The organism is Coriobacteriia bacterium (assembly GCA_003149935.1).
GTDB lineage: Bacteria > Actinomycetota > Coriobacteriia > Coriobacteriales > QAMH01 > QAMH01.
The window spans coordinates 1-25699 of the sequence record QAMH01000009.1; the positions used below are offsets into that span (position 1 = coordinate 1).

At 54.4% G+C, this 25699-nt stretch carries 20 protein-coding genes; 4 read left to right on the forward strand and 16 right to left on the reverse strand.

The annotated features are described in order from the left end of the window. On the forward strand, positions 1 to 77 hold a 77-nt coding region (locus DBY20_08290; GenBank protein PWL77837.1), incomplete at its 5' end, for a bacteriocin ABC transporter ATP-binding protein. 184 nt (positions 78 to 261) lie between these two features. Then, a complete protein-coding gene (locus tag DBY20_08295) occupies positions 262 to 3537 on the forward strand; it encodes a hypothetical protein (protein PWL77777.1) in 3276 nt (1091 codons plus the stop codon). A gap of 265 nt (positions 3538 to 3802) precedes the next feature. On the opposite strand, the gene DBY20_08300 is transcribed toward DBY20_08295, so the two are convergent. Beyond that, positions 3803 to 4450 carry a hypothetical protein gene (locus tag DBY20_08300; GenBank protein PWL77778.1) on the reverse strand — a complete coding sequence of 216 codons (648 nt, stop codon included), beginning with the start codon at positions 4448 to 4450 and terminating at the stop codon, positions 3803 to 3805. A gap of 112 nt (positions 4451 to 4562) precedes the next feature. Here DBY20_08300 and DBY20_08305 point away from each other — a divergent pair, with 112 nt between their 5' ends. Beyond that, complete coding sequence (locus DBY20_08305) at positions 4563 to 5489, forward strand: integrase (protein ID PWL77838.1); 927 nt, start codon at positions 4563 to 4565, stop codon at positions 5487 to 5489. Further along, positions 5486 to 6724 carry a restriction endonuclease subunit S gene (locus DBY20_08310; protein PWL77779.1) on the forward strand — a complete coding sequence of 413 codons (1239 nt, stop codon included), beginning with the start codon at positions 5486 to 5488 and terminating at the stop codon, positions 6722 to 6724. Before DBY20_08305 ends, DBY20_08310 begins: the two co-directional genes overlap by 4 nt. Here DBY20_08310 and DBY20_08315 read toward each other — a convergent pair. The 15 genes from DBY20_08315 to DBY20_08385 all read right to left on the reverse strand — a co-directional run bounded on the left by DBY20_08315 (position 6721) and on the right by DBY20_08385 (position 25419). Then, a complete protein-coding gene (locus tag DBY20_08315) occupies positions 6721 to 8103 on the reverse strand; it encodes a hypothetical protein (GenBank protein ID PWL77780.1) in 1383 nt (460 codons plus the stop codon). The genes DBY20_08310 and DBY20_08315 overlap by 4 nt on opposite strands. A 201-nt stretch (positions 8104 to 8304) precedes the next feature. After that, a complete protein-coding gene (locus DBY20_08320) occupies positions 8305 to 8661 on the reverse strand; it encodes a 50S ribosomal protein L20 (protein ID PWL77781.1) in 357 nt (118 codons plus the stop codon). A 48-nt stretch (positions 8662 to 8709) separates the two neighbouring features. Continuing rightward, complete coding sequence (locus tag DBY20_08325; GenBank protein PWL77782.1) at positions 8710 to 8907, reverse strand: 50S ribosomal protein L35; 198 nt, start codon at positions 8905 to 8907, stop codon at positions 8710 to 8712. A gap of 4 nt (positions 8908 to 8911) precedes the next feature. After that, complete coding sequence (locus DBY20_08330) at positions 8912 to 9475, reverse strand: translation initiation factor IF-3 (GenBank protein PWL77783.1); 564 nt, start codon at positions 9473 to 9475, stop codon at positions 8912 to 8914. Between the two features lie 191 nt (positions 9476 to 9666). Next, positions 9667 to 10797, reverse strand: coding sequence for a hypothetical protein (locus tag DBY20_08335; protein ID PWL77784.1), 1131 nt, complete (start codon positions 10795 to 10797; stop codon positions 9667 to 9669). Positions 10798 to 10805: 8 nt separating this feature from the next. After that, on the reverse strand, positions 10806 to 11081 hold the full coding sequence (locus DBY20_08340) for a hypothetical protein (GenBank protein ID PWL77785.1): 276 nt from the start codon (positions 11079 to 11081) through the stop codon (positions 10806 to 10808). 28 nt (positions 11082 to 11109) lie between these two features. Next, on the reverse strand, positions 11110 to 12585 hold the full coding sequence (locus DBY20_08345) for an N-acetylglucosaminyltransferase (protein PWL77786.1): 1476 nt from the start codon (positions 12583 to 12585) through the stop codon (positions 11110 to 11112). A gap of 553 nt (positions 12586 to 13138) precedes the next feature. Beyond that, positions 13139 to 14032 (reverse strand): 16S rRNA (adenine(1518)-N(6)/adenine(1519)-N(6))-dimethyltransferase RsmA, encoded by an 894-nt coding sequence (locus DBY20_08350; protein PWL77787.1) that lies wholly within the window; start codon positions 14030 to 14032, stop codon positions 13139 to 13141. Continuing rightward, positions 14032 to 15117 carry a hypothetical protein gene (locus tag DBY20_08355; GenBank protein ID PWL77788.1) on the reverse strand — a complete coding sequence of 362 codons (1086 nt, stop codon included), beginning with the start codon at positions 15115 to 15117 and terminating at the stop codon, positions 14032 to 14034. Before DBY20_08355 ends, DBY20_08350 begins: the two co-directional genes overlap by 1 nt. Positions 15118 to 15126: 9 nt before the next feature. Next, complete coding sequence (locus tag DBY20_08360; GenBank protein ID PWL77789.1) at positions 15127 to 16194, reverse strand: TatD family deoxyribonuclease; 1068 nt, start codon at positions 16192 to 16194, stop codon at positions 15127 to 15129. Beyond that, positions 16194 to 17738, reverse strand: coding sequence for a methionine--tRNA ligase (locus tag DBY20_08365; protein ID PWL77790.1), 1545 nt, complete (start codon positions 17736 to 17738; stop codon positions 16194 to 16196). The genes DBY20_08360 and DBY20_08365 overlap by 1 nt, the downstream gene beginning before the upstream one ends. Before the next feature lie 186 nt (positions 17739 to 17924). Then, positions 17925 to 18701 (reverse strand): hypothetical protein, encoded by a 777-nt coding sequence (locus DBY20_08370; protein ID PWL77791.1) that lies wholly within the window; start codon positions 18699 to 18701, stop codon positions 17925 to 17927. Between the two features lie 474 nt (positions 18702 to 19175). Continuing rightward, positions 19176 to 20462, reverse strand: coding sequence for an IS256 family transposase (locus DBY20_08375; GenBank protein ID PWL77792.1), 1287 nt, complete (start codon positions 20460 to 20462; stop codon positions 19176 to 19178). Positions 20463 to 20830: 368 nt separating this feature from the next. After that, positions 20831 to 22339 carry an N-6 DNA methylase gene (locus DBY20_08380; protein ID PWL77793.1) on the reverse strand — a complete coding sequence of 503 codons (1509 nt, stop codon included), beginning with the start codon at positions 22337 to 22339 and terminating at the stop codon, positions 20831 to 20833. A gap of 8 nt (positions 22340 to 22347) precedes the next feature. Further along, complete coding sequence (locus DBY20_08385; GenBank protein PWL77839.1) at positions 22348 to 25419, reverse strand: type I restriction endonuclease subunit R; 3072 nt, start codon at positions 25417 to 25419, stop codon at positions 22348 to 22350. Positions 25420 to 25699 lie beyond the last annotated feature (280 nt).

Sequence of the window (25699 nt, forward strand, 5' to 3'; positions counted from 1 at the left end):
CTATAATCATGGTCACTCACAACATGAATTTGTGCGATTGTTTTTCCAGAGTTATAAATGTAGAAAACTTTAGATAGTTTGTTAAAGGGAGATACGCGGTTTTATTATACGTGCAATCTCCCTTTATACTTCGTCATATCAAGACTCATATTCAATTATGGTAAATTCGTGGTAAAACACTTATTTTTTCAAGTGATGAACAGCCCTTAAATGCTGTATTTATGCGGATAATCGGATTTTCTATATCAAGTTTATAACAAATTGACTATTTATCCGGAAACAGGATCAAAGGGGGTATTAGGCCCCAATATATCTTCGTCTCCTTGGGCACAATACAAAAACACTATTGTCTCAATAGAAGTCCTGCCAGGGGTTATAGCCGGGAATAGCCTCAACAATGCCTTTTCTAACTATCCCGTGCTCGAGTCTCTTAATCTTTCAGGTTTAGACACCGCTAAAACAACGGATATGCATTTTATGCTCTACGGCTGCAAGTCGTTAACATCCCTGGACCTCTCGTCCTTCGATACATCGAACGTGACGGACATGAGCTGCATGTTCTCAAGCTGCTCGTCGCTGGCATCCCTGGACCTCTCGTCCTTCGATACATCGAACGTGACGGACATGAGCGTTATGTTCGGAGGTTGTTCTTCGCTCACCTCCTTGAATCTATCTCCGTTTGATACCTCAAGCGTCGCGAATATGGCTCATATGTTCTTCGGCTGCAAGTCGTTAACATCCCTGGACCTCTCGTCCTTCGATACATCGATCGTGACGGACATGAGCTGCATGTTCTCAAGCTGCTCGTCGCTGGCATCCCTGGACCTCACCTCTTTCGACGCCTCGGGCGTTGTAGACATGCGCGATATGTTTCATGGTTGCTCCTCACTTGTCTCTCTGGACCTCTCGTCCTTTGACACCTCGAACGTAACGAACGTGAATAATATGTTCATCGGTTGCTCCTCGCTGGCGTCTCTGGACCTCTCGTCATTTGACGCCCGTAAGGTGACGAACATGAGCTATATGTTCTATGGATGCAAGTCGCTGACGTCCCTGGACCTCTCGTCATTCGTCACGTCAAATGTGTCGGACATGGGTCATATGTTCTCCGAGTGCTCCTCGCTCGTCGTCCTTGACCTTCCGTCATTTGACACATCAAACGTAACAAACATGAGTTTCATGTTCTCGGGTTGCTCGTCACTGGCGTCCCTGGACCTCTCATCATTCGACACGTCAAGCGTAACAAACATGAGTTTCATGTTCTCGGGTTGTTCGTCGCTGGCGTCCCTGGACCTCTCATCATTCGACACTTCGAGAGTGGCTAGTGTGGAGGGTCTGTTCGTAGGCTGCTCCTCGCTGGCCTTCCTGGACCTCTCGTCATTCGACACGTCGGAGGTGACGAACATGAGCAGCATGTTCAGTGGATGCAGCCTGCTCACCGCCCTCGGCCTCTCGTCATTCGACACCTCGAGAGTGACGAACATGGGGAGGATGTTCAGCGGCTGTTCTTCGCTCGCCTCCCTGGACCTCTCGTCATTCGACACGTCGGAGGTGACGAACATGAGCTATATGTTCTGGAGCTGCGGCTCACTGACATCTCTGAACCTCTCGTCATTCGACACCTCGAGAGTGACGAACATGAACGGTATGCTCGATATGCTTCTCTCTTTGACCTGTATCTCTGTTGGCGAAAGGACACACATAGAATTACCTGCACATAGAATCAATAATCATATCGATTGGTATTCCAAGGCAGATGGAAAATGGTACAACACAGATGAAATCTACGCCTCGCGATTCGGCATTGCCGACACCTATATGAAGGCCGAGCCGTCTTCCATTGAATACGCAACCGTCGCCCTCAGTTCGAGCACATTTGTTTATTGCGGTGTTGAGAGCAAGCCTAAAGTAACGGTTACGCACTTGGGCAACAAGCTGGAAGAAAACAGAGATTACATCCTCTCCTGGCCATCTAACACGTTGGATGCCGGTAAAAAAGAGATAACCATCACCGGAACCGGCGATTACGCCGGAACCATAGCTGCAACGTACGAGGTAACGCCAGCCCCTCTCGACTCCATCGCGCTTTCCGCCACCAGCCGGACCTACGACGGAATGAGGGGCTCTCCCGCTATCACTGTAAAATCTGGCAGCATGGCGCTCACCGAGAACGAAGACTACGCTGTGTCCTGGCCCATGGACATGATCAACGCAGGCAAAAAGGAGATTGCCGTCACCGGCAAGGGCAACTACGCGGGAGAGCTGAAGGCCGGCTACGAGATCATCGCCGCCCCTGTCACCTCCGTCTCCCTCTCGGCCTCTCGTTACGTTTATGACGGCAACCCCAAGTGTCCGGCAGTTACCGCAGAGTCAAACGACATGCTCCTCACCGAGGGAGTCGACTACGACGTCGCGTATCCAGCGGATACGGTTGCGGCCGGAAAGCACGAGGTCACCGTCACGGGCAAGGGAAACTACGTGGGCAAGAAGACGGCGACGTTCGAGATAGCCCCCGCCCCCATCACCGCCGTTGCGCTTGACGAGACGCAGTTCGCCTATGACGGCGCCCAGAAGAGGCCCGCCGTCACCGTAAAGCACGGCGACAAAACGCTTGCCGAAGGCGCGGACTACACCGTTGCCCGGCCCTCCGACGTCACCAGCGCCGGCGTGAAGACCGTCACCGTCACGGGCAAGGGCAACTACGCGGGCACCAAGACGGCGACGTTCGAGATTACCCCTGCCACCATCACCGACGTCTCGCTCTCCGCGACGCGCTACGACCACGACGGTTCGGCGAAGAGGCCGACCGTCACCGTGAAGTGCGGCGGCAAGACCCTCGCAGCGGGCACTGACTACGACGCCGTCTGGCCCTCCGACGTCACAAACGTGGGCAAGAAGGAGGTCACCGTCACCGGCAAGGGCAACTACGCCGGCACGCTGAAGGCGAGCTACGAGATCGTCGCCGCCCCCAAGCCGACACCAGACCCAACGCCCATACCCAAACCGAACCCCACGCCTACGCCCGACCCCGATCCCACCCCCACGCCGAATCCTGATCCGGAACCAACGCCGACCCCGGAGCCGAAACCCGATCCGGTTCCCACGCCAGAGCCGCAGCCCGAGCCGACGCCCACCAATGCCATGTTCCGCCTGTATAACCCAAACTCCGGCGAGCACTTCTACAGCTCGTCGACCGTCGAATGCGACCACCTGGTCTCGCTGGGTTGGCAAGATGAGGGCACGGGGTGGATCGCTCCGGCATCTGGCAACGCGGTCTACCGCCTGTACAACCCATATGCCGGCGAGCATCACTACACCCTGTCAGCCGCCGAGCGCGACATGTTGGTTTCGGTGGGCTGGAACGACGAGGGCATCGGCTGGTACTCTGATTCTGCACAAAGCATTCCCTTATACCGCATCTACAACCCCAACGAGTATGCCAACAACCATCACTACACCACGAGCGCTGCAGAACGTGACTTTCTACTGTCTATAGGCTGGCAAGACGAAGGCGTGAGTTGGTATGGAGTGGGGTAGTAGTTATCCATCAAGATGGAAACGGAGGTATAGAGCCATAAAACTTATTGATCAGGCGAAACTCTTAAAACAAAGGAAGTGGCTATGGTAAGAAAAACGAGAGGCGATTGCAGAGTTGGTACTTTCGAAGAAAAACATGGCTTGCCCTCTGGAACAATTCGAAACGACAACGGACGTAAAACACGCAGCGATAAAAGAATAGACACTATTAGAAAAGAAAGAAGCAAGGGTAAAAGATAATCAAGTTTGACAAGGGGAGGGGCATCTACCCCTCCCCCGCCTCCAGCTTAGATGTTTGGCGACATTCAAATAAACATTTAGCTGACCGTTCTTCGTGTTCGTTTTCACTGACAAAGCACGCCATGCCTCCATATGCAATGGCACCTTTATCAATCGTCCTATCACATTCAGGATGCTCCTCAAGGAAAGATTGGACCGCACTTTCAACATACGAAACAAAGCGTGTGAGATTTAGGGTAAGGTGCCGCCCTTCCTTCTCTTTATTCTCTTTGTCCTTCGTGCTGTATACCCCATAGCCGACAACCAGGGGATTCTCGAATGAGAAAACATGGAATCGGACATTGTGATAGTGAGTGAGCTTCCCAGCATCCAATGCTAATGAACCATTATGGAGTACAGCATTTCTAATTTGATAAATGTCATTACTGCCAATGCTGTTGCATTCATCATGATAAGACGGGTCGTTTTTAATGATGGGCATCAGATAGTCGTCAGTCCATCCCATGTACTTTTCAGCATTCGTACGGCAATTACCATCAAGAGAAGAAGCGCACACATCGGGGAGAATAAGTGCGTTGTTTAGTGCTGATATATACAATCTTGCGTCCATCGCCGCCACCATTTCAGTGCAATAATCACTGGGTTTCATGCCAATCACTTTCCACGCAGGCATGTATACCCCCTCTCCGCTAAGCCCAAACAGCTGTCATATTCATTCTCTTCTGGCAGAGGCGTTGAAAGGAACGAACGTGACAGATTTAATGATAGAGGACATCTTACAGCGCATGAGCAGGGTCCTCTCATGCACGCAGCTTAAGGTTTTGAAAGCGGAGCTTCAGGCAATGCAGAGCTCTCATGTTGCGCATAAGAACGATAGCGATTTGCTGGAACTCTTTCTCACCGCTAAAGAAGTTGAAGGATGCTCGCCGAAAACGCTTGTGTATTACGAAAAAACAATTAGCAAAATGAATGCTGCGCTCGCCAAGCCTTATACGCAACTAACCACAGATGATCTTCGCAAATATCTCAGCGACTACGAAAATGAACGAGGCTCAAGCAAGGTCACCATAGACAATATCCGACGCATCTTTTCAAGTTTTTTCTCTTGGCTCGAAGACGAAGACTACATTGTGAAAAGCCCCGCACGACGTATTCATCATGTAAAAACACCTGCTCTTGTCAAAGAAACATTAAGCGATGAAGATCTAGAGACGCTACGCGATGGATGCAGATGCGATCGTGATCTTGCCATTATCGACATGCTCGCCTCTACAGGAATGCGCGTTGGCGAACTCGTTCGCCTCGACAGGGCAGATCTCGATTTACACGAACGAGAATGTCTGGTTCTTGGAAAGGGAAATAAGCAACGTCCGGTCTACTTCGATGCGCGAACGAAACTGCATTTGAAGAACTATCTCGCCTCACGAACTGATGATAATCCTGCTCTCTTCGTAAGTTTGAGTGGAAGACGCGAGCGTCTGAGCATTAGCGGAGTCGAACTGCGCTTGAGGCAACTAGGAAGAAGACTGCTCCCCCAACGCGTTCACCCTCACAAATTCCGGCGAACACTTGCCACGAATGCAATAGACAAGGGAATGCCTGTCGAACAAGTGCAAAAGCTCCTCGGTCATGCAAGAATAGACACGACCATGCATTATGCAATGGTAAACCAGAATAACGTTAAAGCTTCGCATAGAAGGTATTTGGAATGAAACTTGGCGAACTGTGTATAAAGATTGGCAGCGGCGCCACCCCGCGAGGTGGCAAAAAATCCTATAGGTCATTCGGCATTCCTATTATAAGGAGCCAAAATATTCACGATTGGACATTCAGTAGTGACGGCTTGGCTTTTTTGGACGAAACGCAGGCGAATTCTTTGTCAAATGCTGAAGTAATGCCGGGCGATATCCTTCTCAACATAACTGGCGATTCTGTCGCGCGGTCTTGCATGGTTCCACAACACTATACCCCGGCGCGCGTGAATCAACATGTCTTGATAATCCGGCCTAACGAAATGCTTAATCCGATATACCTTCTTTGTTTTCTGCAACATATCAAGTCATATCTGCTCAACCTCGCCTCCTCCGGTGCAACGCGTAACGCGTTGACAAAAGGCATGATTGAGAATTTAGACATCGAGCTTCCCTCATTTGAAACTCAGCAGGCTATCGCCTCTGTAATCGAGAAGTTTCTAGATAAGATTGCCATTAACAATCAGATAAATGATTATTTGTACGAGTGTTGCACGGCAAAGATGCAAGAGATAGTCGCTGAGTCGACAGGAACTATAACCGTTGATGATTGCTGCGATGCGATTTACAGCGGCGGGACACCGTCAACAAAAAAGCCAGCATATTGGGACGGCGGTCTTCCATGGCTGTCGTCAGGCGAAACTAGATCGAGATTCATTATTGATACAGAGAAGACCATTACAGAACTTGGTGTAAATGAATCGTCTACTAAACTGGCAAAGGCTGGCGATGTTGTGATGGCCTCGGCTGGCCAGGGTTTTACCAGAGGCCAAACGTCGATGCTGTTCTTCGATACGTACGTAAATCAGTCGGTCGTTGTTATGCGGCCAAAACAATTCTATGGCGCATATTTGCTGCTTATGTTGGCTTCGCAGTACGACTCGTTGAGGGCATGGTCAGATTCGACCTCAACTAGGGGAAGCATGTCGGGTAAACTCCTTCGGCAGTTCGATATTCCATCGATTGATTCAGACCGGGCGAGAGAGCTTACAGATTCCGCAGCACCGATATTTGCCTTGATTGAAAACAACTTGCGCGAATCGAAGTCCTTAGGGCAAACCAGAGACGCATTATTACCCAAGCTCATGTCTGGCGAAATCGACGTTTCGAAAGTCGACGTCACGCAGCTAAATAATCATTTTCCCTGCATCGCCGATGCCCTTGGCGTCAGCGTAAAATCACTTGTCGAGTTCTAGTCAGGCGTAGTCATCTTTCCCTCTGACACCATCCGCTGCGCGAAATCGCGCGTCCTCTTCTCCACCGCGCAATCCTCTTCCTCGCTTGACCAACGAGCTTCGGGAGGGTCGGCGAAAGTGCATGCATAATGCTCCTCGACCCATGCGGAAAAGCGCTCAATCTGCTCTTTTTCGTCCAATAATCCAGGACAGTCCACTTGAGAACCACCATGCGTCATACGCTCCCATTGCAACCGCAATGCGTCAATCCACTCATCGATCCTCTGCTCAATCTCCGACGCGCCACCATCCGAAAGCCATGACTCGAGGCGCCCCTCGACCCAAGCTTCGGTTATATGTCGCGCAGTCTCAAGACCGGGGCCATCCACGGCATAGAACTCATCGAGATGTAAGTAACGCTCGAGTCTCTCGTCAAGGGCCACTTCCTCCAGAAGTTCGAATACCGCTTGAGCGATCTCAACGAATTCCGTGCTCTGTTCCGGCGTCAGCTTCCCATCTGACATATGGGGACGATATGAAAATTCCGCAACAGCCGCTCGTAGCACCTTCGCTGTCTCGTGTACTGGTTCTAGCGACACACCCCCGCAGGCATTCCAATACAAGACCGCGAGAACGTCCTCCATGCATTTGAGGGCACTTGATGCCCATGCAAGACGAAAGGCCTCGGCGAGGGACTCGCACGCTTCGGCATCAAAAAGGCCGTCTGCGTTCTCCCCATTTTCTGTCATTTCGGCAAATGTAAAGTGGAATGCAAGCATCTGTCCCACAGTGGGCCATCCAAATGGTTTGCTCCACGCATCGCAGAAGCGGGCGATATGAGATTTGACTAGCTCCCACGGCGCATCGGCTGGTACCTGGACAAGGCCCTCCAGCGTGTCTTGGAGCTCAGCATTGATTTTCTCGATATCGCGATCGGTATGGCTACGAGACCAGCGAATCCACTGTCTCAGATTCTTGTCCCTCTCGTAAGCATCAATGAGTCTGTCAGGACCCTCAATGCCAACGAGCTCGTCCATCAGCGATTCAGGACCCACAACTTCGAGGGCCGAGCTCAGTTCTATCTTCCTTTGGATGTGGGCATAGTCTTCCTTGAGCTCGTTTGTGCGCATTGCCACGAGCGAAGCACGTTCCGTCTCGGGAGCAGCAAGAACTTCCTTGATTCGGTCAAGACTAAAGCCCAACTTGCGATATAGGAGGATCCCCTGGGCCCTACGAACGTCATCCATAGTGTAAAGCTTGCGATTGTTCGCAATCCCTTCGCCCGAGCGCCGTGCGACCAGAACGCCCTCCTTATCCCAGTTCTTCAGTTGAGCGGCAGTGATTCCGGTAAGTTCGTGTACCTGCGCCACCGTAAGCAGTTTGCCATTGTCTTCGTCCATGCTTCACCTCCTCGCAGGGCACTTTAAACCCAGACACTATATCCAGGTCAAGGTGAAAACACGATTGGATGGAAAGATTTCTCGACTTCACTCGAAATGATAAAGGGGAGGCACAGGCCTCCCCTTTGATGGTGGGATTTCTCGACTTCGCTCGAAATGACAGAAGAATCGCTCGGCTTCGGTCGAAATGACAAGCAGCGCTTATGCAGCAGCCTTCTGGGCAATCTTGCACAGCTCGGCGAAACCCTGCGGGTCATTGACGGCCATATCGGCAAGCACCTTGCGGTCGAGCTCGATGCCAGCCGTCTTGAGGCCATGCATGAAGACCGAATAGGACAGGCCGTTGATGCGAGCAGCCGCGTTGATGCGGGTGATCCAGAGACGGCGAATCTCGCGCTTCTTGTTGCGACGGTCGCGATAGGCATACTGCAGCGAATGCTGGACCTGCTCTTTAGCCGCACGATACTGACGGGACTTAGCACCGTAGTAACCCTTTGCGCGTTTGAATACGGTACGACGCTTCTTCTTGGCGTTAACTGCGCGCTTGACACGTGCCATGTTTATCAACTCCTACTAACAACTGAAACGGATACGGGCTTGCGCGCTTTACGCCTTGCCCAGATTCTTCTTGACGACCTTCACATCGGCCTCGGCGACGACCGTCTCGTGACGGAAGTTACGCTTACGCTTCTGGGACTTCTTGGTCATGATGTGGCTCTTGAAAGCCTTGCCGCGCATGATCTTGCCCGACCCCGTGGTGCGGAAGCGCTTGGCAGTGCCCTTGTGGGTCTTCATCTTAGGCATGGTGCTACTCCTTGTCTTCGTTTTCCTTGCCGGAATTCTTGCGTGCGTCCTTGGGAAGCGGCGCCACCATCATGTGCATGTTGCGCCCTTCCATCTTTGGCTGCTGTTCTACGACGGCGAGGTCCTTGAGGTCGTCGGCAAGCCTCTCGAGAATGGTCAGCCCCTGCTCGGGGTGGGCCATCTCGCGACCGCGGAACATGATGGTGATCTTGACCTTGTTGCCCTTGCCGAGGAAGCGAAGCACGTGACCCTTCTTGGTCTCGTAGTCGCCCGTATCGATCTTGGGGCGGAACTTCATCTCCTTGACCTCGATCTTGGTCTGGTTCTTGCGCGCCTTCTTGGCCTTGACCGCCTGCTCGTACTTGTACTTGCCGTAATCCATAACGCGGCAAACGGGCGGATCGGCATTGGGAGCGACCTCTACCAGATCGAGACCCTGGTCTTCGGCAAAGCGTTGTGCCGCATCGTTGGCCATCTCGTACTTGGTGCCATCGACACCGATGACGAGGAGCTGCGGCGCATGAATCTCACCGTTGATCCGTGTGTCCTGAGCTGCTATGACAAACACCTCCTAATAAAAAACCTGCCGAGCTGCATTCAGCCGACAGGCACACACAAAGACCCCCGAAGAGCGAATTGTAAGTGACCAGACAACTGAGCGCTTGCTCGTCGAAAGGTGGAAGGTAGCTTGCGCACCTTCACTTCGTAGATACGGACGCATAGTTTACACGTGCCCACGGGCACATGCAAGAAGTATTTCTAGCGTAGGTCGACGCTCAGCGTGCGGATGACGCTGTTATCACCCACCGTAACGCCAGCCGTGTGATCGTACGTCTCGGTCACCTTCCAGGTGCCGGGAACGCCCTCGATGTTGGTGGGGCCGGTGAACTCGGCCACCTCCTGGGCGCTCGTGTCGCGCGAGAGCACCGCCTGGGGGTTTTCGACGATAGTGAGCTGTGCGGACTCGACGGCGGCAGGATCAAGGCCGATGCCCGCGAGAATCGAGGAGGCGACCACCTTGGAGGCGATGAGCTCGTCGAACTTCGCATCGGCGACGCCAAAGGCATCGAGGTCGAATGATGCGAAGATGTAATCGATGTCGCCCGCCGCATTGAGACCGAAGGTGATGCTCGCAAGCGTCTCGCCGTTGGGGCCGACAAGCCATCCATTGCGCGTCCTCACGACATTGGGCAGCGTCGCATCCGAGGCAGCCGTCGCCTCGGCATCGAGAGCAATCGAGTTGCCGCTTGCCTCGACAGCGGCCTCGGGCGTCATGCCGAAGTAGGTGATGAGATCGGGGATACGCGCAGCATCGATTGCCTGGAATTGCGCGGCGTTTGTACCCGCCGTCGAGGTTTGCAGAACATCGGAGTCCGGCTGCTTAACGCCCGGCGGTGTGCTGTTGCGCCAGATGAACAGGCCGATGACGGCGATAAGGACAAGCAGGATGATGATGAAGAAGACGAGCAGGTTGCGCAGACGGCGTCTGCTACGCATCGCGCGTTCGGCAGAAAACTCGTCATCGTCCTCGACATATTCGACCGTTTCCTGCTCGGTAATGTTGATGGACTCGGAAAGCTCGTCAAGATCGGCGCTCTCAGTGAGACGGTCCCCCTTGCTGCGAGCCGCGACCACGTCGTCTACGTTGACGACGGCATCGGAAGACATATCCCCCGGATCGAAGTCATCGGCATCGGCGGCAGCTGCAGCGCTTATGCCATAGAGGCTATCGGACTTGATGTCATCGAGCATGGACTCGGCGGCCTCGCCGAAATCCACCGTGATCTCTCCCTGCGGAGTTTCCTCGGCAGGGCGACCGTCGTTAAAGTCCTCCTCCGCGAAGAGGTGGACCTCGACCTCGTTTTGCTCGTCGTTCTCGCGCTTATCCATATGCGTCCCTATACGAAGTGAACCCAGCTATTAACAATATACAGTATTGCGACAATTACGACGACGACTGCGACGACAATCAACGCCTTGTGTCCAGCTCCCATGGGCGGCGTCGATGCCAGCCCGTGGAACTCCTCTTCCTGCTCGGCGCTCATGTCGCCTTGCTCGGAAACGGGCTGTTCTGGCACTGCAGCCTCAGGCTCTGGTGCGACGGTCTGCGTCACGGTTTGCCGTGCCTGCTGTGCGCGACGCTCGACGTCTTCGATATGGCTGAGCTTGCTCATCGTGCCTCCTCGCCTCGCAAAGAGCCGATTATCCCTTGCTCACGACGTCGGCAACCGAGCGCACGACATTATGCGTGATCGGCTTCCACTCGACCTTCTTGAAGACGGCAATGAGGGCGATGGGGACGTAGGTGAGCATGAAGATCGGGAAGGTGAACAGATACTTGATCTTATCGGAATTCTTCGCGTGGATGTGATTCCACTCGGTGATCGTCGTAAGCGTGCCAAACACGAGCATGACGACCGCGAAGCTCAGGAAGCAGCCGGCAAGGGAGAGCACCGAGGTAACGATGGTCGCGCGTGCCTCGGCATAGGCGAGCACGGTCGAAACCTGGCTGATGTTGAAGGAGCTCAGCGGGTCGCCCTCGAAGACGGAGCCACTCATCATGCCCGTGGCCATCGAGAACCAATTGGGGTCGCTCGCCACGACACCAGCGCCCCCCGAGGTACTCGCGGCAACCGTTTGCACCGATGCCGCAATGCCTGCCATCTGCACGATGCCGGTGAGGCAGAAGACGAGGTTGACGGCGACGCCGGCCAAGGTGAGCAGCATGGCCGGCGCAATGGTCATGAACATGTCGTAGCAGGCGAAACGGCCCTGCTTGCCACGGAAAATGCCGTTGAAGAGGAAGGAGCCGTACTTGAGTAGCACCTGGTAGAAGCCCTTGGCCCAACGCATGCGCTGACGCCAGGAATCCTTCATCGTCGTGGGCTGCTCGTCGTAGACGTAGGCATCGGCGCAGTAGCCGATGCGGATGCCATGCGCGATGCAATCCGTCGAGAACTCGATGTCCTCGGTGAGCAGATGATGAATCCATCCGCCATTGGATTCGAGGATATCGGCGCTGATCATGAAGCCCGTGCCGCTAATGGCGCACGAGCTACCCATCATGTAGCGGGCATTGGAGAGGAACTTGGCCTCGCGCAAGAACCACAGGGCACTGCCAGCGGAGATCCAGTTGGAGTCGTAGTTCTTCGAGTTGCGATAGCAGGTGAGCACCTGGTAGCCGCGATTCACGCCGCGGTTCATCGCCGCGATGAATCCGGGATCGAGCACGTTGTCGGCATCGAAGACGAAGTAGGCGTCATAATCCGTACGCCCCGAACAATCGCCGTAGAGCACGCGGATGCGATTGAGCGCGAAGTCGAGCGCATGGCTCTTGCCGACGACCAGGCGGTCGTTGCGTACGAGCACCTCGGCGCCAGCCTCCTCGGCTACCTGCGCCGTGTTGTCGGTGCAGTTGTCGGCAATGACGAAGATGTCGATGAGCTCTTCGGGGTAGTCCTGGTTCTTGATGCTGCGCACGAGCTCGCCGATAACGGCCTCCTCGTTGCGACCAGCAATCATCACGGCAAACTTGTGCAGCGGCTCGTCTTGCACGGGCGTGATCTTGCGTCGATGGTCCTTTACCAAGACAATGACGGCATAGACGGCCTGATACATGTAGCAAAGGCTGAATACGAAGAACAGAAACAGGTTAAAGGTGTTGACGAATGTCGCCATATTCCCGCTGCGGTACCCCTCCAGGTATTGTCTGCAGATTCGTTGTTGCATTGTAATGCAAGCTGTTAGCAAGCGCCAATCGCTCCACAGTTTGTGCACGGGATGTTAAGGGAGCATTCAGGTGAGCAAATTGTGAACTTTCTCTCGCACCCGAGTTGCGCTTCGCACTCGAGTTGCAGCTCGCACCGGCAAGCTGCAACGCTCCGACGGTCGCTTCCCGACAGCCCGCTTCGCGGTCTTTACGGCGCGCTCCCTTGAACCTCCGCTTTACAGCTTGCCGGTGCGCTCAGACAGTCCTCGCAAGACCGCATCGAGCTCAGCGCAACTCTGCCCGAGATGTCCGCAATTCGCTCGCCTTCATTTTTGTAAGTTGTAGCTCGCATTGGCAAGCTGCATCGCTCCGACGGTCGCTTCCCGACAGCCCGCTTCGCGGTCTTTACGGCGCGCTCCCTTGGACCTCCGCTTTGCAGCTTGCCAGCGCGCTCAGATAGTTCCCTTAGAGCCATATCGAGCTCAGCGCGGCTATGCTCGAGATGTCCGCATTTGCTCACCTTCATTTTTGTGAATTATGTTCTAAGAACGCGTGGGCCATTTGCAAATAGACATCGGGCGCGAGGGTTTCGCCACGCACCGTGGGGGCGATGTCGCATTCGGCGAGCAGACGGTCGACGACATCCTTGGGATAGCGGCTGCTCATGGAGTTGCGGATGGTCTTGCGTCGCTGGGCGAAGGCCGCATCGGCCAGAGTGCTCGCAACTTCGAGTAGCTCGGGGGCCGGTGCATCCTCATTGCGCTCGATGCGAATGACGGCACTCTCGACGTGCGGCGCGGGCATGAAGCAACCTGGGGGCACCTGGAAGCGATCGGTTACGTGCGCACGCAGGCGCAGCTTGACCGTGTAGGCGCCATAGTTCTTGGTGCCCACCTCGGCGCACATGCGATCGGCGACCTCGCTTTGCACCATGACCGTCATGGCATCGAGAAACTCGAAGCGCTCGAGCCAATCGAGCACCACCGTGGCGGCAATACCGTAGGGCAGGTTGGAGACGAGTTGGTGCGGTAAGGGCGCATCAAGGGCCGTGGCGGCTAGCTCGACCTCGTCACGCGTCAGCTTCAATGCGTCCTTCTCGATAAGGACAAGACGATGGGAAAGGTCGGCGGTCGTCTGCGCGAGCACATCGAGAAGATCACGGTCTCGTTCGACAGCGATGAGCTTGGCCCGTTCGAGCAGTGCGATGGTGAGCGTGCCGATACCCGGTCCAATCTCGAGCAGCGTGGGCAGTTCTTCGTCCGGCTGCGGGTCATCGAGATGCGCGAGGTGCAGGATATTGCCGATGACGTTATCATCCACCAGAAAGTTCTGGCCAAGCGCATGCTTGGCGCTCAGGCCGAACTCCTGCAAAACGCCCCTGGTCGCCCGGGGATTCGCCAGCGACGAGTACGACATCAGCGACTCCTCGGTACGTCGGCCCGCACGGCACCGGCCACCTGGACGGCATAGGACAAGTCAAAGGCGTCGCCGATAAGGCGATGGATACGCTGGGGTTCGATACGCAAATCGGCGCAGTTGAGGGCCGAGGTGCATATGGTTTCGAGGGGCTCGGTGCCAAAGGGGTCTCCGCCATCGCCGATGACGACGAGGTGGGCCGGCCGCTTGCGCGGAATCCAATTCCTGAGCACGTACTTGCGCGCCCAGTACATCTGGCAACGGTCAAGGGCGGCCTTGAGCCAACCGGAAGGTCCCGCAAAGTAGACAGGCGCAATGACGACGAGCGCCGCGCAGGAGTTCATGTGCCGCGAAAGCACGTTCCACGAATCGCCCTTGATACAACACTCACCGGTCTGGCTGCACACGCCACAACCCGTGCAAGCGGCAATCGGATACTTCGAAATCTCGAACAGCGTGACGGCAAAACCTGATAGGCGCAGATATTCCCTGAGCTTGCGACCGAAGAGGGCCGACTTACCATCGCGATGCGGAGAGCCCACGAGAATGAGCACCTCGGGCGGCCTGGAGGCGTCGTCGGGCTCTGAGTCGGGTTCGGGCTCTGAGTCGGGGCGAACGGGGACGCCCTCGGTATCTACGCCGGTGCTGCCCGCATCAGAGGTATGCACGACAGGTTCGTCGTTGAGCTGGGTAAGGGGCTTCGCGTTGACCTGATTCAGGAAGCTCTGGGGTGACTCTCCGAAGAGCTCCTCGAAGCTTTCCTCGTCCAGGGCACCTTCAGGAGGCGTTTCGTCATCATCAACGTTTCCGGTGCCGGTGACATCTCCGGCAAGCGAAACCGATATGCCACCATCGACGTTATATGTGGATCGGGCCGTGTCCTCGGTGGCGAGATTTCTCGACTCCGCTTCGCTTCGCTCGAAATGACAGTGGGGCGCTTCGCTGCGGTCGGAATGGGAATCAGATGCTTCGCTGCGGTCGGAATGAGAATCGGGGGCGTCCCCCGATTCACCCGGTTTGGGGGCACTCAGCTTCTCGAGGTCCTTCTCGGTTGGGAGCTTCTGTCGACGCGACTTCTTTGCCATACCCCCTCCTCAAGCACGCTTGGCATCGAGCAAATCGTGAGCGTTCTGGAAAACGCGCTCGGCGAACTGCGCCTCGGTGAGCCCCCGTTGCAGGACCGCGTAGTCTGGCATCGACGTCACCGGCGCCACGGCGCCCTTGTCGATGTCGCTTTGGCGCGGCTGCAGAAGCCCGAAGGCGCGCTCAGCCCCCGCATATCCAAAGCAATCGAGCAGCTCGCGCAAGGTGAAGACGGTCTGACTCGGCGTGCAGACCGTGCCGCGCAAGGGCTCGGGAGCCATGTAGGGAGCATCGGTTTCGGTAAGAAGACGGTCCAGTGGCACGTCGAGGGCAGCCGCACGCGTCTCCCAGCTCTTCTTGAAAGTGAGCGGCCCGCCAAAGGCAACGTAGCAGCCGAGTTCGAGAAACGGGGCCAGCGTTTGGGCGTCAAGGTTGAAGCAGTGCACGATGCAGCCAGCTTTGGGGACGCCCGTCTCGTGCAAGATGGCGAGCGCGTCATCATGGGCCTCGCGCAGATGCAGGCTTACTGGAAGCCCGTGCTCCTGTGCCGTTTGCAGTTGCGCGGCAAAGACCTCGCGCTGCACGTCACGCGGGCTGAAATCGTAATGGTAATCGAGCCCCACCTCGCCCAGGCAGCTCGTCTCGGGACGGGCAAGCAGGGCGGCGAGCTCGTCACGCGCATCATCAAAGTACTTGGCGTTGTGCGGATGCACGCCACAGGCAAAGCGAACGCGTGGCATGACGGCCTGCGCCATCCCCCACTCCTCGAGCAATGCCGCGGCATCATCAAACCACGAGCCGAGCCCGTCGTAGGTATCACGCGCCGTCCGTCGCGTCACGTCTCCGTCGTCGCCGTCAAGCTCGGGTCTTGTCGGGTCGGTCATGCAGCAGATGAAGTCGACGCCATGGGCCGCTGCCTGCGCAAGCGTGAGCCCCGGTTCGGGAAACATGCCCAGGTGACAATGCGTGTCGGCAACAAGCGTACCGTACGGCAATTCGGGAGCAGACTTGACCTTGCCCTTCGAGTTGCGAAAGAGCGCGTCACGTTCGTCGAAGTGTTTGAAGTCGTTGTAGCCCATTACTTCTCGAGACGCGGGAAGAGAGCATCACCCTTGGTGACCTCGTTGCCGGCAGGAAGCCCGCCCCACAGCGCGAGCTCGGCGGCGTTGTCGACAGCGCACGGGTCTTCCAAGCCCAGGCGCCTCCACAGCTCCGTCGACGTATTGGGCATGAAGGGGGCAAGGAGCAGCGCGGCGATGCGGCAGGTCTCCAGTGCGTTGTAGAGCACGAACGCTAGCTCGCCCTGGGTCTCCTCGCTTTTGGCGAGATTCCATGGCGCACTTTCCTCGACGTAGAGGTTTGCGCGATGCAGAAGCTCCATGACATGAGCGGACGCCCCACCGAAGTCGATGTCGTTCATGCACGCGGCGTAGCGTTCGTAGAGCCCCTCGGCAATCTCCGAGAGCGGATTTTCCTCCAGACCGAACTCGGCGGGTACCTCGGGCACCTGTCCGTCGAAGTACTTGATGACCATATTGCTCACGCGGCTGAAGAGGTTGCCGTAGGTGTTGGCCAGGTCGGCGTTGTAAACCTGCGTGATGCGATCGTGACCAATATTGGCATCGGAACCAAAGGTCACGTCACTCAGAAAGTAGTAGCGATAGGCGTCCACACCGTAGCGCTCGATGAGGTCGCGCGGATAGAGCGCATTGCCCTTCGATTTGCTCATCTTGGAGCCATCGGCCGCCATGAGGAAGCCGTGCGCGAAGACGTGGCGCGGGCACTCCATGCCGGCGGCCATGAGCATGGCCGGCCAAATCACGCAGTGAAAGCGGATGATGTCCTTGCCGACGAAGTGGAAGTTCGCCGGCCAGAAGCGCTCGAGCAGCGTGATGTCGTCGCTGCCGTAGCCGAGCGCGGTGAGGTAATTGATGAGGGCGTCGACCCACACGTAGGTGACATGCTCGGGGTCGAACGGCAGCGGGATGCCCCAGTCGAACGCCGTGCGGCTCACGGACAGGTCATGCATGCCGCCTTCGATGAAGGAGCGGATCTCGTTTTCGCGAATCTGCGGGCGGATGAAGTTGGGGTGTTCGTCGTAGTACGCGAGCAACTTGTCGCCAAACTCGGAGAGCTTGAAGAACCAGTTCTCCTCGTGGATGACCTTGACCTCACGCCCGCAATCGGGGCACTTGCCGTCAACCAGATCGCCCTCGGTGAACTGCGTCTCGCACGGCGTGCAGTAGTAGCCGTCGTAGGTTCCCTTGTAGAGATAGCCATTGTCATGGAGCTTCTGCATGAAGTCCTGGACGCCCTTAACGTGATGCGGCTGCGTCGTGCGGATGAAGTCGTCGTTGGTGATGTCGAGCTCGTGCCACAGGTCGGTGAACTGCGTGACCTGGCTGTCGCACCACTCCTGCGGCGTCATGCCGTGCTCGGCGGCCGCCTCGGCGACCTTCTCGCCATGCTCGTCCATGCCGGTGAGGAAGAAGACGTCGCGCCCGTCCATGCGTGCGAAGCGCGCAGTGGCATCGGCCGCGACGGTGGTGTACGCGGTGCCGATGTGCGGCTCGCCGTTGACGTAGTAGATGGGTGTGGTGACGTAGAAGCTGTCTTTGGTCATGGGATATCGGTCCTCACTCGTACGGGTGTGCTGGAGGAGATTATAGCGGCTTGCGCAGGGCGCAGGCTGTTTAGATTGAATGCAAAATGCTTAGATGAAACGTGGGCATGTCCGATGAGCTTGGGCATTCAACACTCACGGCCTGTCCGCCGCCCGCTAGCGGCCATAGAGGAGCACGATGCATTGCTATCTCAATCGGTATTCCCACTTATCGAGCCAGTTGGTTCTGACGCGTTCAGCTACTCCATTCTCAACAACTAACATGGAGCCATCCCCGACTGGTTGCATGCGACTAGTAAGTGAGAAGGTATCGCACAGCCATATATCATCTCTTTTTGACCGCAGCTTCATACATGTTTCTACAGGCGTGTGCCCCACAATTTGGTTCACTCGAGATGCAGCGTCCGCCTGCAGATCGCGTTTGTCGGCCCAAAGCGGCGATGGCAGCTCACAACCTCCCCTTGATGGACCACAAGATGCAAGTGCCCGCCAGTCGTAGTATGACCCATCGAAATACATTTCATTGATTCTTGTCGCCAAGCTCTCTGTATTGTCAGCTCTTGGCGCGTACTCGTTCCTCCATTCTTCAGTCACCCCCGCATGCGTGATGAGATGCCCATCGCAGGAAATTGCAGCGCACATTTTAAATTGGCCGAGAAGCTCACGGATACTGTCCATCGCTTCAAGATGGGTACCCGAGCATCCCTCACCAAGCAAATACTCAAAGTCGTGATTGCCCAATACAAGAATGACCTCGATATCTCTAGTCGCGGCTAACTTAATCCACCGTGCCTGAACATCAAGTGCGTCTATTACGTCTTTTGCCGTCGTATTCCACTCATCTACGTAATCACCCAGGAAGATGATTCTGCTTGGTTCAAAACATGAGACTACCTCATCCACCAAAGGGAGGACTATCCTTTGTTTGCAGTGCATATCACCAACGATAAGAGTTTTTGACATGAGGCTCCTCAGGACTACGCGTATTGTATCGACTTCGCGAGCGGCAGCATATCAGCATTGTTATAAGGCAACCAGATAAATGATTATTTAGCTGCGTTGCTTTCAAGCGAATTTGCTCAGAGATTTACGGCAAATACGCCAACTGCTCCACTAGGTGAAGTTCTTGCCATTTCGACGAAAACTCTAAACCCGCGCGGCTGTGCAGGTGAGATATGGGAACATTACAGTATCCCCGCCTTTGATGAGAGCCATTGGCCTGTCTTTGAGCCGGCAGAAAACATCAAAAGCAATAAGTACATTATTGACACTGATTGCATTCTGATATCTAAGCTGAATCCATCTATGAAGCGAATGTGGGTACCACCTTGTGTATCAGACAAAGCGGTTTGTTCAACGGAATTCATTGTTTATAAGGGTAGTGTCCCGAATGTTGGTGTAGGCACCTAGAATCTGGTTCGTATTCTAGCCCATCATCTAGGCGGCCCTCCTTCCAATCGGATTATCGGCGACCACGACATCGATGATCCGCCTCGCATGCTCTTCGGCGGTTCCCTCGTATGCAGGCGCAGGAGCGGTCGGCTTTGACGGAGCCGTTGCCTGAGCGATCGATTCCTCCGTGAACCATCTCCTGCTCGCCCAATCCTCGTCCATCTCGGAGAACACGGCTCCCAGCATCCGGATCAGCGACTTTCTGGATGGGAATACCTGCACTACGCGGCTCCTCCTCTTGAGCTCGCGGTTGGCACGCTCCTGCACGTTGTTGGTGCGAAGGCGCCTGTGGTGGGCATAGGGAAAATCGAGATAGGCGAGGGCATCCGCCTCTGCCTCCTCCAAAAGCTCCGCCGCCTTCGGACAGAAGCTGGAGACCTCCTCGCATGCAAGATGGTAGAGCTCGCGCACGAGATCCGGGTCGCGCTCGTCGAAGACGGCGTGCAGGATGGCGAGCACAGCCGCCCTCTTTTGCCTCGTGGGTGCACTTGATGCGGCATTCCTCATCAAGTGCACGATGCAGCGTTGCCAAGCAGCTCCTGGAAAGACCTCCTCTATCGCACGCCTCAGTCCCTCATGGGCATCGGAGGTCACGCAGGCTACACCGTCTACCCCTCTCTCGCGAAGCGACCTCAAGAATGAGATCCAGCCTGCATAGGTCTCCGTATCGATGGCATCAAGGCTCAGCAGGCGCCTATAACCATCAGCGCCGACACCAATCGCGGTAACGAGGGCGCAAGAGGAGACATGACCTTCATCACGGCATTTGATATAGGTGGCATCGAGCCAGATGTAGGGATATGCCACCTCCGAAAGATCGCGGCTCTGCAAATCGGCCACGATGTCATCCAAGGACTCGCAGATCCGCGACACTTGGCTTGAGCTCATGCGCTCGATGCCCATAGTGTGAGCTACGCGCTCGACCTTCCTTGTTGACACACCATTTGTCACCATTTCCGATATCGCCGCGATTACCGCACGATCCACCCGTGAATAACGCACTATCAGATCCTCTGGGAAATAGCTGCCTCGCCTGAGTTTTGGGATGCGCAGGTTGATCGTGCCAACACTGGTGTGAAGCATCCGCTCGCGATATCCGTTTCTCCGGTTGCCATCGGCGCAGGCGTCTTCTGCCTGCGCGTCCATTATCTCGTTTACAAGCGATTCGGCCATGATGCGGATGAGCTCTTGGATGTTGACCATCCCGTCATCGAATCTCGGTAAATCTTGGCAAAGTGCTTGCTGCTGCTCTAAACTGTTCATTGCGGTCATCCCTTTCATCTCGAACTTCAGCAATTCAAGATTCTAGGCGATGACCGTTTCTTATGTTTCAATCGAAACGGTTCTTACACCAACATTTGGGACATGATCCCTTGCTTGTCCCTTGAACAACGTGCGCATGATTATTGACGCGAAATTTACCAGCGACCATATTGGCAATAGGCTGTTTTCTAGAACGAAGGTTCTCCCCATCTTCCGCAACCAACAAATACTCGCCTTCGTACGAGTAGTCATCTAGATAATCAACAATGCCCTGTGCTCCATAGTATGGATATATTCCAGCTCGCGTTTCGCGCTGCCTTGCAGAAAGTGGCTCTCTGAGCGAGTCGCAAATCTCAACAACATCTCCCAAGGAAATGTTACATCCCATACCCAATCGCCTCCAGATTCTTCTTAATCTGTTCTTGCAAGCGATTGGATTCTTCGAAGCACTTCGCCAACTCGCCGGTCAAGCGTTCCATCTTTTCCTCGAAAGGTTCACCATCATCTTCGACATCGGCGATGCCCACATAACGCCCGGGCGTAAGGATGTAATCCTGCTTTGCGATGTCATCGATAGTGGCTATCGCACTGAAGCCCTTTTCTTCTTCAAGCTTGCCCTCCCTGAAAGCGTCGAATGCTCTGGCGACTCTCGCGATATCCTCATCGGTAAACTCACGCAACCTGCGGCTCACCATCGTGCCCATCTCGCGGGCATCGATGAAAAGCGTCTCTCCTGGTCGAGACTTTCCCTTCGAAATGATCCAGAGACTAACGGGAATGCCCGTGCTGTAGAAAAGCTTGTCAGGCATGGCTACGATACCCTCAACCAAATCGGCATCGACGATGGCTTTTCTGATGTCACCTTCACCGCCCGATTGACTCGATAATGAGCCATTGGCAAGCACCATTCCCATGCGGCCGCCTTGGGCAAGATGGTGAATCATGTGCTGCACCCATGCGAAGTTCGCATTTCCTTCAGGAGGGGTGCCAAATTCCCATCGCGGATCATTCGCAAGTTCCTTGCCTCCCCAATCTTTCAAATTGAACGGAGGGTTAGCCAGGATGAAGTCGAAGTCCTCGAACTTGTGAACATCATCAAAGAACGTATCTTTATTCGCTGGTCCAAGGTTCGCATCAATACCCCTGATGGCAAGGTTCATTGTCGCCATTTTCCAAGTGGTCGGATTGCTCTCCTGACCATAAATAGACAAATCGTCAATGTTGCCTTGGTGACGCTTGACGAACTCGGCCGACTGCACGAACATCCCGCCACTTCCACAGCAAGGGTCGTATACGCGCCCATGATAGGGCTCGATAATCTCGACGAGCGTCTTCACGATACACGCCGGCGTGTAGAATTCGCCAGCGTTCTTTCCCTCGGCTTCGGCAAACTTGCTCAGGCAGTACTCATAAGTTCGACCAAGAATATCCCTCGTATCGCCTTTCTCAGCCATTTGAACATTGGTGAAAAGGTCCACCACATCGCCAAGGCGGCGCTTATCCAGTTCTTGCCGGGCAAAGTTCTTGGGAAGGATATTCTTGAGCTTCGGATTTTCGGCTTCGATTTGGCGCATGGCCTCGTCGATGACTTTGCCAATCTCCGGCTCATGCGCAGCTGCGGCTATTTCAGACCAGCGAGCGCTTGCGGGGACATAGAAAATGTTTCTATAGCTGTATTCATCTCTGTCTTCCTCAAAACCATCGCCCTCGTCGACAAGCTCCTGATAGCGTTCGTCAAACTTGTCGGAAATGTATTTCAGGAAGATTAGACCCAAGATAACGCTTTTGTACTCCGAAGCATCTAGGTTGCCGCGAAGCTTGTCGGCCGCCTTCCAAATTTGCTCCTCGAAACCTATCTCCGCGGTATTCTCGCTCTTTTTTGCCATGCTCGTCCTTACTCGTGAATCTTGTTATCAGCCCAAAGCTCGCACTGGGCCATGACGGTCTCGAGGGCGCCTGCCGCTTCCTCAGGTGGGTACTTGTACTTTTTCAGCAGCCTCTTGATAGCACGCCTCATGCCCGCTCTCGCACTCTCCTTCTTCTGCCAGTCTATCGTCGCGCTTCTCTGCAACGTATCCGTTAACTCGCGGCTTATCGCGACAAGCTGATCGTTGTCGTAGAAATCCTTGACGGCCTGTGGTTTGGTGATGGCATCATAGAATGCCATCTCCTCATCGGTAAGTCCCAGCGCCTTGGCGTCGAATCGATCCTGCATCATCTCGCGTGCCATCTTCAGAAGCTCTTCTATGACTTCGGCATTGGTGAGCATCCCGTTTAGATAGGCGTTGAGTGTTTTTTGGAGCATGTCGCTGAATTTCTCCGACTTGACGACACTCGTGCGTTGGTATGTCTTCACTTGCTCCTTGATAAGACGCTTCAGACTTTCGAGGGCGACGTTCTTCTGTTTCATGTCTGCGATTTCGCGTAAAAACGCCTCGTCGAAAAGCGATATCTCGACTTTGTCTTTGTCGAAGAGATTGATGACACCTTCGACTTTAACCGTTTGGTTCATGATCTCGGTAACGCGCTTGTTGAACTCTGCGTAGCTCATGCCCTTGCCACCGCTGCCATTTCGGCCCTCGATACGCAGAATCTGCACGCGCAGAACAGAGAAAAAGGCAGCCTCATGCTGATCTTTCTCATCTACGAGGCTTTTGCAAAGGCTCAGGGCCTGATTCATAAGCTGGCACTGCCTGATGAAATCTTCCTTATCATACTCACGCTTTGGATTGAGTAGCCAGTCGGTACCATCGGCAATTGCCATCGCAAGATCTGATTTGCTTCCGCTGAATATTTGTGTTTCGTACTTGAAGCCAAACAGAAGATCCCGGCAAACGCGAAGCTTCTCTTGGAACTTCGGAAGAGCCGTAAGGGCGATGTCCATATCACCGTAATTGGCCTGATCTCGATTCGTATAGTCCTTCATCGCTCGTTTGAGCGCGTTGGCAATGCCAATGTAGTCGACGACAAGACCACCCTCCTTGCCCTTGCACACACGATTAACGCGCGCAATAGCTTGCATGAGGTTATGTCCGGACATGGGTTTGAACACGTACATCGTGGAAAGGCTCGGCACGTCAAATCCGGTAAGCCACATATCGACGACGATGGCAATCTTCAGAGGATCATCGTCGGTCTTGAACTTTCGTTCCATTTCTTTCTTGTGAGTTGTCCCGCCGCAAACTTCGAACCACTCTTCCGGGTCTTGGTTAGACATCGTCATCACGACGCCGACTTTCTCTTTCCAATTAGGCCGCAATGCAAGGATCTGATGGTATATCTTCATTGCAATAGGACGGCTATAGGCAACGATGAGTGCCTTTCCGGCCAGAATATCCTCGCGATTGTTCTCATAATGCTCAACGATGTCCTTACAGAGAGATTCGATGGTTTCCGGCGTGTCGAACAGCGCATCCAATCCGACATGGTCGCGCTTTGCCTTCTCGACGCTTACCTCATCTGCCTCGGCGGTGAACTCGTTATAGGCGTTATCAAGCTGTTTGAGCGCATCCTCATTGAGACTTAGAGCGACAACGCGGCTTTCGTAAAACACCGGTTTGGTGGAATTGTCCTCGACGGACTGTGTCATGTCGTACACATCGATGTAGTCGCCGAATATCTCGCGAGTGTTCTTATCCTCCGTTGAGATGGGCGTGCCTGTAAAACCAATATAGGAAGCATTGGGAAGCGCCTTTCGCACGACCCTCGCCGCTCCCACGATGATGTTTCCCTCGACATCCATGCGCTCAGTGAGTCCATATTGGCCTCGATGTGCTTCATCAACCATGACAACTACGTTTGGTCTGTCGCAAAGAGGCTCATCACTGTCGATAAACTTCTGCATGGTGGTGAAGATAATGCCATTTGCTTCGCGCCCCTCAAGTAGCTTCTTCAGGCTCGTCTGATCCTTCGGATTCGCCTGACTCGTTGCTTGAACAGGTTGCTGGCGCAAGAACTGACTGCATCGGGAGAATTGACCATATAGTTGGTCATCAAGGTCGTTTCTGTCTGTGATAACGACAATTGTCGGGCTATCAAGTCGTTCCTGAAGCAAGTGCGCAAGAAAGACCATGGAAAGCGATTTACCGCTCCCCTGCGTATGCCAGAAAACGCCAATCTTGCCATCACCCTCGACAGCTTCTTCGGTTCTCAAAGCCGCCTTCTTCACAGCGAAATACTGATGATAGGCAGCGAGAATTTTGATTACCTGCCTCGAAGTATTGCTAAAGCAAATGAAGTTTTTGACAATATCCAAAAGGCGGTATTTCGACATCATGCCATCGAGCATGGTTTTCCATGTAGCCAATGCGGTTTCGGAATAATCTCCGTCAACAGATTTCCAAGCGACGAAGCGGTCTTCGTCAGCTGTAATCGTGCCCACTCTCGTCTCTGCCATATCGCTCATCACGCAGAAGGCGTTGGGCACAAAAAGGCCCGGAATGTGTTGCATGTAGTTGCGAAGCTGCAGGTATGCCTCGGAAGCATCCGTCTCTTCGCGCGATGGGCTCTTGAGTTCGAATATGACAAGAGGCATTCCGTTGACGAACGCAATGATATCCGGACGCTTCTCCGAATATTCGACGTATGTCCACTGATTTACTACATGGAAGTCGTTGTTCTCAGGATCGCTGTAATCAATGAGGTAGATGATATCGTCACGTTCCTCTTTGCCATCAAAATAGCGAACCTCAACGCCGTTCTGAAGGTAATCCATGAAGGTTTCGTTTCTGTGCTGAAGCGAATCGCCCTCAACATTCAAGATCTTCAATATGGCTTCTTGAATCGCGGCCTCTGGTACACCCTTGTTGATGCGAGAAAGCGCTCGTGGCAGGACATCCGGAAGAAAAACGTCATCGTATTTATCACTGGTTCTACGAACGTCTGGGCCATGAAGGTAAGTATAGCCGAGCCTATCTCGTAGGTGTTCAATCACGACGTCCTCGAAGAACTCTTCGTTTATTGGCATCTTGCTGTATGCGTAGTCAACGCCCTTAATCTGCATGGTGCTCCTCACGCAACAATCCGCTCGAAACAAAGGCGCGTTACAGCGCATTATCGTAATCCGAGAAAATGCTGATATCTTGCGATTATACTTCGTGATTCTACTGCTAGCCGATACGAACGACTGGTATCAAACTCCAACGCGCGAATGGTGCACTCCGACTACATGCTATGCGACAGGAATAGCCTGCTCCGATGCAGAGAAATGACCGATTGAAAATTGCAAATCAGCCCGTATGGACATA